The sequence below is a fragment of the Amycolatopsis sp. cmx-8-4 genome (genome assembly GCF_046548675.1).
GTDB lineage: Bacteria > Actinomycetota > Actinomycetes > Mycobacteriales > Pseudonocardiaceae > Amycolatopsis.
Window position 1 is genome coordinate 32,740 of record NZ_JAEBDZ010000028.1, and the last position, 13,413, is coordinate 46,152.

12 protein-coding genes and 1 pseudogene are annotated in these 13,413 nt (G+C 66.1%); 9 read left to right on the plus strand and 4 right to left on the minus strand.

From position 1 onward, the window contains the following. Positions 1-762: 762 nt before the first annotated feature. From ACLJQZ_RS39075 to ACLJQZ_RS39085, 3 genes are all read right to left on the minus strand, one after another. Positions 763-1,749, minus strand: a complete 987-nt coding sequence (locus ACLJQZ_RS39075; RefSeq protein ID WP_410625596.1) for an amidohydrolase family protein — start codon at positions 1,747-1,749, stop codon at positions 763-765. A gap of 48 nt (positions 1,750-1,797) precedes the next feature. Next, on the minus strand, positions 1,798-2,682 hold the full coding sequence (locus ACLJQZ_RS39080) for a cyclase family protein (RefSeq protein WP_410625598.1): 885 nt from the start codon (positions 2,680-2,682) through the stop codon (positions 1,798-1,800). Between the two features lie 348 nt (positions 2,683-3,030). Next, positions 3,031-4,158 (minus strand): FAD-dependent monooxygenase, encoded by a 1,128-nt coding sequence (locus ACLJQZ_RS39085; protein WP_410625600.1) that lies wholly within the window; start codon positions 4,156-4,158, stop codon positions 3,031-3,033. 498 nt (positions 4,159-4,656) lie between these two features. Between ACLJQZ_RS39085 and ACLJQZ_RS39090 the strand changes: the two genes are divergently transcribed. Further along, complete coding sequence (locus ACLJQZ_RS39090) at positions 4,657-5,484, plus strand: IclR family transcriptional regulator (protein WP_410625602.1); 828 nt, start codon at positions 4,657-4,659, stop codon at positions 5,482-5,484. 41 nt (positions 5,485-5,525) lie between these two features. Next, positions 5,526-5,741, plus strand: a complete 216-nt coding sequence (locus ACLJQZ_RS39095; RefSeq protein WP_410625604.1) for a hypothetical protein — start codon at positions 5,526-5,528, stop codon at positions 5,739-5,741. A gap of 306 nt (positions 5,742-6,047) precedes the next feature. Here the strand turns inward: ACLJQZ_RS39095 and ACLJQZ_RS39100 are convergent, their stop codons facing one another. Next, the gene (locus ACLJQZ_RS39100) at positions 6,048-6,488 is read right to left on the minus strand and encodes a MarR family winged helix-turn-helix transcriptional regulator (protein WP_410625606.1); all 441 of its coding nucleotides are present in this window, start codon (positions 6,486-6,488) and stop codon (positions 6,048-6,050) included. Positions 6,489-6,558: 70 nt separating this feature from the next. Here ACLJQZ_RS39100 and ACLJQZ_RS39105 point away from each other — a divergent pair, with 70 nt between their 5' ends. The 7 genes and pseudogenes from ACLJQZ_RS39105 to ACLJQZ_RS39135 form a co-directional block, all read left to right on the plus strand. After that, positions 6,559-8,163: an FAD-dependent monooxygenase gene (locus ACLJQZ_RS39105; RefSeq protein WP_410625608.1), complete on the plus strand. Its 1,605-nt coding sequence runs from the start codon at positions 6,559-6,561 to the stop codon at positions 8,161-8,163. Between the two features lie 102 nt (positions 8,164-8,265). After that, entirely contained in the window at positions 8,266-9,141 is an 876-nt protein-coding gene (locus ACLJQZ_RS39110) for a cyclase family protein (RefSeq protein ID WP_410625610.1), read from the plus strand. 49 nt (positions 9,142-9,190) lie between these two features. Next, positions 9,191-9,529, plus strand: coding sequence for a hypothetical protein (locus ACLJQZ_RS39115; protein WP_410625612.1), 339 nt, complete (start codon positions 9,191-9,193; stop codon positions 9,527-9,529). A gap of 114 nt (positions 9,530-9,643) precedes the next feature. Further along, on the plus strand, positions 9,644-9,748 hold the full coding sequence (locus ACLJQZ_RS39120; protein WP_410625614.1) for an ATP-binding protein: 105 nt from the start codon (positions 9,644-9,646) through the stop codon (positions 9,746-9,748). A gap of 105 nt (positions 9,749-9,853) precedes the next feature. Then, the gene (locus ACLJQZ_RS39125; protein WP_410625616.1) at positions 9,854-10,174 is read left to right on the plus strand and encodes a site-specific integrase; all 321 of its coding nucleotides are present in this window, start codon (positions 9,854-9,856) and stop codon (positions 10,172-10,174) included. A 547-nt stretch (positions 10,175-10,721) separates the two neighbouring features. Further along, complete coding sequence (gene fxsT / locus ACLJQZ_RS39130) at positions 10,722-12,935, plus strand: FxSxx-COOH system tetratricopeptide repeat protein (RefSeq protein ID WP_410625618.1); 2,214 nt, start codon at positions 10,722-10,724, stop codon at positions 12,933-12,935. A gap of 65 nt (positions 12,936-13,000) precedes the next feature. Next, a pseudogene (locus tag ACLJQZ_RS39135) lies at positions 13,001-13,219 on the plus strand (hypothetical protein); the annotation flags it as partial. Positions 13,220-13,413 lie beyond the last annotated feature (194 nt).

Below are 13,413 nucleotides of genomic sequence, written 5' to 3' on the forward strand. Positions count from 1 at the left end.
GCGCGGTGACGCTCGTTTCCACGACCGTGGAGACCGGGAATACCGCCGTGTCACGAAGGTGTTGAAGGCCGCCGCCACGGCGGGTGTCGTCGGGATGTATAGGCTAGTACGCCGGCGTTGTCGATGGCCATTCCGCCACCGACGCCCATGTGCGCGGGGGTTGCGCGGCGGCGTCGCTCGATGAGAATGGTGCGTCCGCGGTGCCATGGGACGGGCATCAGGATTCGCTCGAAGGGCCTGCCGATAAGATCGGCGACCGGCGTCAGCCGGCTCCGCAGCTCGACCATGGCAGGAGCGGTGTACGAGTAGAGAAGACGGGCGAAGAGTCAGAGAACCTCCGATCTCCTGTGCGGTGTTCCCCAGTGTCTGGAGGAGCGCCGGTCGGTGGATACCGATCACGCTCTTGGCTCCGCCCCACTGCGGCCGCGGCGGCCCGACGCTGAGCACTCGGCCGGCAGCGTCGGTCTGCGAGGCGAGCTTCGTGCCGGCGTCGAACGGTGTGCTGATGGCGTGGAGCGCGTCGTAGGCGCCCAACTCGTCGAGTGTCTCAGGCACCCGGCTGGAGCCGATCGATGCTCCGGCGGCTGAGTGGGCGAGCTCCACGACCTCGCGCCGCGCCCCGGCCCGGGCCAGGGCCACGGTCACGGAGGGGCCGGCGATGCCGCCTCCGGTGATCAGTGCTGTTGAAACACTCGACATGGATGTACCGCCTGTCTGTGGACCGCCGCAGGGCGTCCGGATGGGGTTGTGCCGTCAGTGGCGTCAGACGTGGCGCAGGGCGAGGCGCTTCAGCAGACGGTTCGCGTTACGGGTCGTGAGGGTCCGCCAGGTGTCCGTCGCCGACGGGTGCGGCGCGGCGTCGATGGCGGAGATCTGGGCCTGCGCCAGAGCCGGCGGCGTCCAGCAGTAGTCGCTTCCGTACAGCAATCTCTCGGTGCCGACGGCTCGGACGAGAGCGGGGATCTGGTTGGGGAAGGGCGTGCCCGCCATGTCGAACCAAACGGTGCGCAACTGCTCTTGTACCGTTACGAAGGGTGCGTCGCCTTCGGCAGCACCGATCCGCAGCCCCTGGCGGAACAGTTCCATGCGGTCGGCGAGCAGCGGAAGCGCTCCGCCGCCGTGGGTGAAGACCCACTGGATCCGCGGGTACCGCGTCAATACGCCGTTGAAGACGAGGTCGCCAGCGGCACGCGCGGAGTCGAACATGAACTCCAGCATCGGGCGGGGCCGACCGAGTGAGACTGCATCTGCGTGAGGGGGCGACGTGGGGTGGACGAACACCACCGCGCTCGCGGCGTCAAGGGCCTGCCACAAGGGTTTGTAGAGCGCGTCGCCGAGGTAGCTGCCGCCGTGGTTCGTCTCGACGGCGATGCCGTCGGCGCCCAGGGTGTCCATGCTGTAGGCGGCCTCCCGCAGGGAGCCTTCGATATCGGGCATCGGCAGGGAGGCGAAGAACCCGAATCGCGTGGGGTGCTCGTCGCGGATCCGGGCGGCGTATTCGTTGACGTCGCGGCTGAGCAGGCGCGCGGCCCGGTCGTCGCCGAAGTGCGTTCCGGGCGAGGAGACGGACAGGAAGGACATCTGGATTTCGCCGCGGTCCATGAGGTCCAGGTGGTCAGGGGTACTCCACGTGGGCCAAGCCGGCATTCCGTCAGGGTGGGCGATGCCCGCGGCTCGCGCGGCGGCTATGTAGTTCTCGGTAACGAAGTGTGCGTGTACGTCGATTAAGGCGTCCGACGGAAAGGGCATGCGGGGTACCTACTCTGTTGGTCTGTCGTCGTCCTGGTGGCTCCCCGGTCAGAAGATGGCCAGGGGGTTGACCGGCAGTCCGGTAGCGCCAGTGATCGCTGCTGCGCCGACTACGAACAGGAAGCTGTAGCGGTTGAGTTCGCGGCACGTGGTCGCCAGCCCGGTGACATCGGGGTTGTCGATCAGTGGCATGCCCAGCCTTGCGAGTGCGACCTGATGCATGGCCAGGGGAACGCTCGAGCTGATCGGTGGCGGGTCGCCGATGTCACCGGCGTAGAGGCTGACGTCCCGTTCGGCCATCCAGCGCACGGCGTCGACGGTCATGGCCGGTACCGGCTCCTTCAGATGGTCGGCGATCCTCCAGCCTCCTCGGACGATGAGTGCATCGCCGGATTCGAGACGGACGCCGGCGTGTTGCTCGGCTTCGTCGAGGTCTTGGCCGGTCACCCGGTGGCCTGGTTGCAGACGTCCTTGCGGTGCGAGGTCGAGCAGGATGCCTCGGGTGGTGATCCCGGCTGCGAAGGGGGTTGTGGAGCCGCGCTGGACTGTCCCGCTGACGGCTGCCTGGGCGAGGGGGACGCCGGGGTACACCTGGTCGCCGGCGGGGATGTGGGCCAGGGCGTCGATGTGGGTGACAGCGCCGTGGTGGGTGTTGATGATCAGTACGTCGGTCAAGGCCCGCGTGGGTGATCCGGTGAAGTTCAACATCTGCAGGACGCCGGCGGGCAAAAGGCCGTTCGCGAAGGGGACAGGGCCGGCGAGCGGTGCGGGCTGCACGGAGAAAGCCAGTGAGACCACCCGCCCCACGCTCGCTGCCGCCACCCCCCGGGCGCGAGCGTCGTCCGAAATGTGGTTCAGGGTGCCGAGCTCGTCTTCGGGACCCCACCGACCCCAGTTGGTTGGGAGGTTTTCGGTGTCGTCGGGTGTTGTCATGGCTCGGTCACCTACGCTCTTTCGTCCAGGCCAAGGGTGCTGAGAGGAACAGAGGGCCACGCCGTGCCCGGTGGCTCGGTGTGACTCGAAACATGCGCTTCACTCCTGGTGCGACTGGGCTTGATGGTGCAGTGGGTTTCGATCGGTGCCCGAGCAGTCCGAGGCGCTCCCGCGTGAGTGCGGGCCGACCGGACGTGCTCGACTCCGACAGGGCCACCAGCTCACCGGGGACTCCTACGCGTCGCAGCCACCGATTCGGCGGTCGCCGTGGCCAATGCGCCAGCCGCCCGGCGTCTGCGCGGCACGCCGCGCGGCCATATTTCCGGGGGAGTTGCCAAGATTCTCTACTCAGTAGGGCTGTGCGAGGGCCTTGAACGCGTCAGAAGCCAGAGCCATGTTTCGGGAGGTGGGAGCGCCTTCCTGTTCCAGGCGGGACATCGCCACGCTCGTCTCCACGACCGTGGCGACACGGGTGTAGCGGCGTTCCATGAAAGCGTCGAAGGCCTGAGCCGGCGTGGTCGTCGTCGCCACGCACTGGGCCAGGACGACGGCGTCCTCGATCGCCATCCCGCCACCCATACCCATGTGCGCGGTCGTCGCGTGGGCAGCGTCGCCGATGAGGAGGGTGCGACCCCGGTGCCACGGGGCGGCCAGGAGGATCCACTCGAAGGGTCTGGCGATCAGATCCGCGTCCGGGGTCAGGCGGCGCCTGAGTTCGACGACGGCGGGTGCCGTGTACGAGTCAAGGAGACGGGCGAAATGCGCGAGAGTGTCCTTGTCGGTCAGCCAGGCGCCTTCGGGCAGGTCGATGACCGCGGGAACGTAGATGAGGTCTTGCGGGAGATGGTAGAACCCGAGCCTTCCCTCCGGCCCGATGTACCACCCCTCGCCGTCGATAGGCGGTCCGGACAGCATCCAGCGGAAGCTGAACTGGCCCGCGTAGGAGGGCTTGGGCGCCTCGGGGAAAACCCGGGAACGGGTGCGGGAACCGATCCCGTCGGCTGCGACGACGAAGTCGTAGCGACCGTGGTGGCCGTCGGTCATGGCCACGGACACACCATCGTCGTCCTCCACGGTCGTCTGCGTTGTCACGCCCCGGTAAACCTTCGCACCCAGGCGTTGCGCCGCCTCTTCGAGGATCTCAAGAAGTACGGGCCGGTGGATGCCGAGAGGGGTCTTGGCTCCGGGCCACTGCGGCCGCTGGGGGCCTTCGCTGATCAGCCGTCCCTGCGCATCCCTCTGGTGGGACGCGGTCGTCCCGGCGGCGAACGGTGTGCTGCGGGCATGGCATGCGTCGTAGACGCCGAGTTCGTCCAGCGCTTCCGTGGCCCGGCCGGACAGGGCGAGCGACGCTCCGCCGGAAGCGTCGGCCAGTTCCACAACGTCGCACTGCACTCCTACCCGGGCAAGGGCCACCGCCGCTGACAGACCGGCGATACCGCCACCGACGATCAATGCTGTTGAGGCACATGCCATTGTTATTCTGCCTTTCGGACCGGAGCGCTCCGCTGGGGGTCTGGGTGCTCACGTGCTGCTGGTGGTGGAGTATCGCGAGTCCGCGATACTCCCTGAGGTCCAGAAATGGGGCTCTGGCCTTGGAAGGACCGTGATGGGTTGGCGCGGCTTCTGCCTGCCGCCTCGCCATGCGGATGCTTTCAGCCTAGTAAAGCTGCCACTGATCGGCTATCCTTGTGCCACTGAGTGAAACGCGGGAAAATTTGACAGTGGGACTACTGGCCGCGGATCCTGTGCAGCGGGCGTAACGCTGCCTCGATCGTCGCTGGTTCGTCGAGCAGAGACTTCGCACACGCGTCCTCGTCGCTCGGGGGTGGACTCTGTGTCGATGGTGATCTGTTGCACAAGGTGGCTGGAAAGTGCGTCTGCGAATGGAGACCACCCTGCTGGGAACTCGGATGCCTGCCGAGGTGCCGCCGCAAGTGGCCAAGTCGACCGTGGCAACCCATGCGCCGCTGAGTGGAACGGGTGATGATGACAGTCTCCAATCGGTCTTCGAAGAGCGAACAACCTTCCTCCGGGGTCGAAGGGCCGACCGCGGGTGAAGGACTCATCGAGAAGGCCTTCGCCGTTCTCGGCTCGTTCGACGCCGAAAATCGGGCCCAGCCACTGGCAGAACTCGCCCGCCGGACCGGTATGCCGCGCAGTACGGCACTCCGCCTCGCCCGCCAGCTTGCCGCCGTCGGTGCCCTCGAACGTCAGGAGGACGGCCGCTTCGTGGTCGGTCTGCGTCTGCTGGAGATCGCTTCCCTGGCGCCCCGCGGACACGGACTGCGTGCCGTGGCGATGCCGTTCATGGAAGATCTTTTCCACGTCACCGGTCAGCACGTCCTCTTGGCGGTGCGCGACGACGACGAAGCCATGCTGGTGGAGCGGCTCTCCGCGCACGATGCCGCTCCCGTGCGGTACCGCGTGGGCGGGCGCATGCCCTTGACCGCCACTGGGGTCGGCCTCGTCCTCCTCGCGAACGCACCGGTCGACGTGCAGGAACGGATCCTGCGGGACTTCTCCCCCGGCGAGACTGACGATGCCATCCACACCGCCGAGGATCTGCGTCGCAGCCTCGCGGAGATCAGGAGAGGCGGCTACGCAGTGGCACGAAGCGTGGACCCGACATTCCCGCGCACGACAGCTGCTGCACCCGTACGAGACCGGGAGGACGTTGTCGCAGCCCTGTCCGTGGTCGCACCGAGCCCGGCTTTCGACCCAGCGGCATACGTCCCGGCCGTGCGTGCCACCGCCCGCGCGATCTCGCGGCAGTTGCAGCAGACCGAAGCCGCTCGATAGGCGGTGGCAGAACCAGCATGCGGAGGCGGTGATGGCGCTTCATGATCGGCGTCACCAGCGAGATCGGGCGCGGCGCCCGGGTCGTCTACCTGATTCCGGCGGTGGACCGCCGGGAACTCACCGCAGAAGAATCCGCCTCCCTGCTCAACCCGGTCGTCGACGTTCTCCGACCGGCCGGGATCGTGCTCGCCGGCACCGGCGAGGTGACCGCCGAGACCTTCTGGGACGGCGAGGAGATACCCCTCGGCCGGCTCTAGCGCCGGTGAAAGACCTCGCGCCGTGGACAAGAAGCCACCACCAGGGACCGATTGCCGGGCGCATTACACCCCCTGCACCCGCGTGGCCGCCCGAGCCAACCGATCCGGCGATCTCACCCCGACCGCGATGCCGGGCCGCCATCGCGGCGCCGGACACGGGCGCGCCACCTCGCCCACTTCCGGCCCGGCACAGCAGGTCGGAAAGGCTCACGGGTCTTTTCGGTGAGGCAGCTCCGCGGAGGACGTCTGTTGCGCCGGCCTGCCGAAGGCGTCGTCGCAGGTGACGTCGCAGGCATCGGCGAACCTTCAGCGCGGCCACGCCCGCCTCAGGGTGTCGCGAAGCTCCGCCACTGCCGCGGGTCCCAGCTGGCTACTGAGAACCTGTTCCAGGTCACGAAGAATTCCCAGGGCCACGTCACGACGCCGGCAGCCCGTGTCGGTCAGCCGGATGAGGGTGCTGCGCGGAAACCCGGGCCCTGGCGTGCTGGTCAGGAGACCTTCATCGATGAGCTGCGTGACGGCGCGGTGCATCGTCTGGCGGGTGACGCCGGCACGGCGGGCCAGCTCGGCGATGCTCAGGGACGTGTCGTGATTCAGGTGCGCGAGCACGGTCATGTGCGCCGGCGTCACGGGGGTCACTCCTGCGGCGTCCAGGCGCGCCACGAGCTCGTCGGAGAACCATCGGGCGCCTCGTTGCAGGAGCAGGGGCAGGGGCAGGTATGACTCCGAGCGATCCTCAGTGGTCATGATTCGCGCTCTCCTCACCTGAGGGATATCGTCCCTGTGTCAGCTAAGCTAACACAGGGAGTGTGGTTGCATGACAGGCTATGACGTCGACGTCCTCGTGGCCGGGGCCGGTCCAGTCGGGTTGATGGCGGCATCACGTCTGGCACGGTCGGGCGTTTCGGTTCGCCTGGTGGATGCCGCGGCTGGTCCGGCGACGACCAGCCGTGCGCTGGGTTCCCACGCCCGGAGCCTGGAGATCTACGATCAGCTCGGGATCCTCGGCGAGATCGCGCCGCACGGAACGAGGGTCAACGGGTTCATCCGTCATCAGTCCGACCGCGCATTCCGGGTGGACTTCGACTTCGGCGGCCTGCCGACGCGCTTCCCGTACATGTTCAACGTCGACCAGGTGATCATCGAGCGTGTCCTGCGCGGGCATGCCGCGTCGGCAGGGGTCGCGGTGGAGTGGAACACCCGGCTGGAGTCGTTCCGGCACGACGACGACGCCGTCACGGCCGTGCTGCGCAGCGGCGACGGTGCCGGAGCGGCCGAGGAGAGCGTGCGCGCACGGTACTTGTGGGGCTGTGACGGCGGGCACTCGACCGTCCGCAAGACCCTCCGGCTCCCGTTGGCGGGCGAATCCGCCCACACGTGGCTGATCTCCGATGCGATCGTGCACACCGATGTGGACATCGACGGCGTGCACTGGCTGTTCCCGCCCGGCGGTGTGCTGATGCTGTTCCCGTTCCCGGAACCGGGCAAGTGGCGGCTACTGGACACGTCCGGCGAAGGAGATGCCGAGCAACCCGAGCAGATCGCCCGCCAGTTCAGCGCCAAGTTGTCGCAGGCTCTGGGGCGCGACACCGTCGTGGACAGTCCCAGCTGGACGTCGAAGTTCACCATCCAGCAGCGCGCGGTACCCGCGATGCACGTCGGACGGTGCTTCGTCTCGGGAGACGCCGCTCACGTCCACTCCCCGGCGTCCGGACAGGGCCTCAACACCGGCATCCAGGACGCGTACAACCTGGCGTGGAAGCTGGCCATGGTTGTTCACGGCCACGCCGACGCCACGCTGCTCGAGACCTACGACGCCGAGCGTGTTCCCATTGGCCAGGCCCTGCTCGCCTCCACCGGCGAGGTCATGAACACGGCCATGGTCGACACTCCCACCGGGGACACCCAGGACACCGAAGACTCCGATCGTGGCTACATGCGGCAGCTCATCCGGAGCATGTCGGGCCTGGCCATCGCGTACCCCGACAGCCCGCTGACGGTGCCCGGCGACGAACCGGGTGAAGGCCCACGACCCGGCGAGCGACTCACGCAGATCTCGGCCGCCGACGCCCAGTCACCCGGCTGGACGATCCTGCGAGCGGTCCTCAGGTCGCCTGCCTGGCACCTGCTCGTCTTCGCCGGCAGCACAGACGCCCCCGGACAGGATCACCTCACCGCCGAGACCGGGCCGCTCCCAGCCTGGGTGGACACCGTGACCATCAGCCGGCACCGCCCGGACGAGGACCATGGCGTGTGGGACTCCGACGGCCGGGTCCACGACACACTGGCCGCGACCGGCGGCGACTGGATCCTCGTCCGCCCCGACGGCTATCTCAGCGCCCGTGGCATCGGAGACGCCAGCCTCCGCGCCGCCCTGACCCGGCTGACGAGCGTCCACACGCCGGAGTCAGCACGCGGGTGATTCAACGACTACCGCCCTCCATGCTGCAGGAAACACGCAGCTCGGCTGGATCCGGGTTGGTCGCCGCAGTGACCAACCCGGGACAAGAGGAAAGAGAATCGGATGAACGAGAACGATCTGCCCCTCAACTGGGGGCGCTGGGGTTACACCGACGAGATCGGCGCGCTCAACCTCATCGACGAAGCGGCGCGGGCGCGCGCCGCAGCCGAGGTACACGACGCGACCTTTGTGAGCCTCGCGCGTCCCACCACCCCCGCACCGCTCACCACGGGCCTCGCACCCGTCGGAAGTCCCGCAACGATGCCTGCACCCGTCATGCAGGTCGTGAACTTCAACGGAGCCCGACCCATGGTCATCACGGACTCCTTGCTCGTCAACACGCACAACGCCGGACTGACGCACTTCGACGCACTCTCGCACGTTCCTGTCGGCGACAAGCTCTATCCGGGCGTCCCCATTCAGGAAGCAGTCACACCGACCGGGGTACGTCATGCTTCCGCCGACCACGCCGCTGGGGGCATCGTCACGCGGGGTATCTTCCTCGACCTGGCCCCCGATCACGGGAGTCTCGACGCGGACCACCGCGTCAGCGGAACAGACCTCGACGCGGCCCTCGACCGAGCCGGTACAGCGGTGCACCCAGGCGACGCGATCATCGTCCGCGGTGGCTGGAACGTGAACCAGCCCATGACGCAGCCCGTCCCAGGGCTGGACCTCAGCGCCGTCGACTGGCTGGACGAGCACGGTGCGGCCCTCTATATCGGTGACATCAGCGACGCCCGCCCACCGACCTTCCCGATGCCGATGCATCAGGTCGCACTGGCACGGCTCGGTCTGCCGCTGGTGGACGCCGCCCACCTCGACGACCTCGCCGACCGGTGTGCCTCCCTACAGCGATGGAGCTTCATGCTCGTTCTCGCACCGCCGCGCATCACGGGCACCACGGGACTCGCAGTCAATCCGATCGCGATCTTCTGATCGCGAACCGAGCTCAGGCACCATCAGGGACGCCGGGCGGGGATGGGCGATGTACCGATACAAGTTGATCGGCTTCTTCGCCGCCATGGCCGAAACCATCCGCGAATCCACGCTGGAAGGCCTGAATACCGCTGTTCACAAGGGAAACGATGGCGGTCGACCAACGGTGATCACCGCCGACCTGCTGTACACCGTGCTGCGGCGACGTGCGACCAGCGAGTCCGTCGAGGACATTCGCCCGGACCAGCACACTCAGCGCGAATGGCGGCTCATGACACGGCCCTTGACGGCAAACCGACTCCAACAAGCACCGCCTCCGGTCCCCCGCCCCCGCGGGACAGGAGGTGGTGCGGTCAACAGGGTCTTTCATGTCACCGGTTCCTATTGAGGTTCGCGATCAACTCACGATCGGCCGTGCGGGCCGCGTCGAGTTCCTGGTCACGTTCCTCAAGTCGGCCCCGTAAGTTCGACCAGGACGCGGCGAACCTGTTCTTCCAGCTCCGTGGCCTCCCGCTATGAACAGGGCTCGATCATGGTCACCTCGAACCTGCCCTTCGGGCGCTGGGGCGAGACCTTCTCCGACGATGTCGTCGCCGCGGTGATCTAACCCCTCGGACTGACTGTCCACGATGTACACGATCGTGGTGGCAGGTCTCCCGAGTATCTGTTGTGGACGGACTATCTTGCTGCGTCTATGACGGAGTCTGTGAGGGTGCGGCGGGTCGTGATGCCCTCGGGCACGGAGTCGGCGACGGTTCTGGCCGGCGGCCTGGTCGTGGTTCCGGTGGACCGGTTCCTGGCGCATCTGACGGCGATCGATCGTTCGCCGAACACGGTCCGCGCCTATGCGCACGACCTGCGGGACTACTTCGACTTCCTGACGTGCCGTGGTCTGCAGTGGGATGAGGTTGTGCTGGAGGATCTGGGCCGGTTCGTGACGTGGCTGCGGCTGCCGGTCGAGGCCCGCGACGGGCGGGTGGCGATGCTGCCGTGGGTGGAGGCGAACCTCGCGGTGATGGCGCTCTGTGATTAGGGCCAGTCGTCGTTCTCCATAGCGATGACTCAAGACAACACGTGCTCAGGCAAGCCGGCAGGCATGTTCGCGCAGGGCGCACTCTTCTGCCGCTGATCGCGCGAACGCCCGGCCCACGATAACCAGACGAAAGCCGACCATGATGGCCAGATCTGAGCAATCGGGATCAACGCCGACCCCTGAAGAAGTTCAGTAGCCTGTCCAGCGTGGAGGCAGCGGCGCGACGACGCGTGCGAGACCGCGACCAGACAGCTGTCAACGCCAGGCAGGTGATCAATCCACACATCGTCAGGATGACAGGCACCAAAATAACGACTTGGTAGCCGTCTCCCGTTGCGTTACCCAGCAAGATGTCCTCCTCGATCCTCCAATGGCGAGCGGGTCTGGGGAAGAACGTCGCAATGCTGGCGGCGTCCGGGAAGGGAGTACGGACCAACCCGGACATCACCGACGGCAAGCTTGCCAATCACTACAGGTGTGATACATCTGTAAAGTGTCCGGACCTGCCGGACACCTGGACAACGGACCGGATGCACGGAGCGTGCACATGACGGTGCCCGACCCGCAACTCGAGGCCTTCACGGCCGCATTCAGCGCGCTCACGCGCACGGCCGGGCAGAGCGTGCGGGCCCTTGCCAGCTCCAGCGGCGTCGGCCGCTCGACAATCCACAGTTGGATCACCGGCCAGGCCCTACCTCGCTCCCACGAGGATCTGCTCGCCGTCGTTCATGCCTGCACTGCCGTAACCAACGCTGAAGGCACGCTGCGAGGCAGGCCACGCAGCGACCGTGAGTGGCGGGGACTGTTAGCCGGGGCAAAGCAGGCGCGCGATGCACGGTCGCCAACACCCCGTCACGCCATCACCGCGCCATTACGACCTGTTCCGGGCTCGAGCCCGGTGGCGGTACTCAACGTGCCGCCACGCAACCCGTTCTTCGTCGGCCGGGACGACCTGTTAGAAGCGATCCACCACCGCCTACATCCCACCGATGTGACCAACCAGCTAGTCAGCGTGCTACCTCTGCATGGGATCGCCGGAGTGGGTAAGACCCAGCTCGCCATTGAGTACGTGCACCGCTATGCCGACCACTATCACCTTGTATGGTGGGTGAGTATCGACAACCCCACAGTCGCGTTTGCGTCGCTGGCCGCCTTAGCCGGCCAGCTCGGGCTTCCCGTCCAAGGCCCACCGGAGACAGCTTTAATTCCGTTGTGGGCTGAACTAACCCGGCGAACTGATTGGTTATTGATCTACGACAACGCTGATTCTTTTGACCTCCTCGCAGACTTGCTACCGCCAAGCACAGGCAGGCTGCTGATCACAGGGCGCACCCCTGCGATCGGACGCATCGCTGCCATCCTGAAGATTGGCGAGTTCGACCGATCGGAGTCGACTCAACTACTCGGCGCACGATGTCCGGTCCTGACCACCGACGAGGCCGATCTGGTCGCCCGTGAGTTGGGTGACCTGCCTCTAGCGGTCGAGCAAGCAGGTTGCTTCCTCGACGGATTCCTCACCGACACCAGCCTCAGCGTCGAGGACTATCTGGAACAGTTGCAGGTTCGGCCCACGCATGCCGGGCTAGCAGAGCCGACGCTATACCGCCATTCCGGTTTGGTCGCAGTAGTGGTGGCCAGCCGGGACAGATTGGCCCAGCTATGCCCACCTGCGGCATGCCTACTGGACCAGCTGGCCTTTCTGGCTCCCGAGCCGCTACCGGTGATTCCGGTGCGCTCTACGCCACGAGCAGGCCAAGATGGTGTCCACCTTGGTGATGTCACGACCACAGCGTTGGTCTTGCGACATCTGAGCGACCTTGGCCTGATTAAACGCATAGATGGAGCTATCCAGGTCCACCGTCTCGTCCAATCCGTCGTTCGGGCACTGCTGACCGTGCAGGAGCAGCTCCGAACGCGGCTGATGGCCGGTGAGCTATTAGCTTCCTCGTCACCTGGCAACCCCGACAACCCGGCAGACTGGCCCGCATACGCCGTCTTGACCCCCCACGTGCAGGCACTGGCCAACACCGCCGATGTCCACAGTACCCTGCCGCCGTCATGCCGCGAGCTCCTGCTAAAAGTTCTTCACTACCTGCATGCCTCAGCCCAGTACTCGACGGCGCGCGATCTAGCGGAACACACGTTCCATGCCTGGCGTCAATTACTAGGGGCCAATGATCTCGATACTTTGTGGGCTGCACAATATCTCGGTGCCACTCTGCGAGCTTCGGGAGAGCATGAGAAAGCCCGAGTCCTCAACGACGACACTTTCGCACGGCGTCGGCGAATACTAGGTCCCGACCATCCCGACACCCTGCGCTCCGCCAACAATCTAGCGTTTAATCTCTCTTTTCTGGGTGAGTATAAGGAAGCTCGAGTCCTCAATGACGACACTTTTGCACGACGTCGGCGAATACTAGGTCCCGACCATCCCGACACCCTGCGCTCCGCCAATAGTCTCGCGTTCAACCTCTCGTCTCTCGGCCAGCACGAGGAAGCCCGGAAATTTAACGAAAACACCTTAACGAGGCAACGGCGGACCCTTGGCGCCGACCACCCGGACACACTACTATCCGCCACCGACCTAGCTCTCAACTTACGACATCTAGACGACTGCGCGAGTGCTATTGAATTGGACCAGGACACACTAGCAAGACGACAGAAAGTGTTAGGCGTCGACCACCCCGATACCCTGATATCCGCACGAAATCTCAGGGTCGATCTAGCGACATTGAATTTTCATGAGCAGCCTTCAGATTGAACGTTGACTCGGCAGTGCGCTGACACGACGCAACAACGAGTTTCGCCGTCTACTATGCCGGAGGCTGGGCGTCAGGAGTGGACGCGCATCATACTGCCGACAGGGCGTTCTGTTGGGCAGCTCGGTGCGGACCAGCGCGCACGTCGGCTCGGACAGCGTGCGGATCTTGCCCCCGAGCGGCCGCTGAAGATTCATCAACACGTGACCCGCTCGTCGATCAGAGTCGGAAATTTACCGAGACGAGTCAACAGGCCGGCCGCACATGCCAAAGCGCGTGGCCGTAGGCCACTGATCGATTGCGGCGACGTCCTCTTCTGCCGATGGGCGGATGTTCGGCGGCACCGTCGGTCGGGAGTCCGTAACGACCGCAAGGTGGCTGCGGGATCGCCCGCCGACTCGTAGCAGGCCATGTCGCGCGCTCATGCAGTCACTTGCATCGCTTCGACCGTGGGCTCACCCAGGCGTTCGGCGAGCCGGG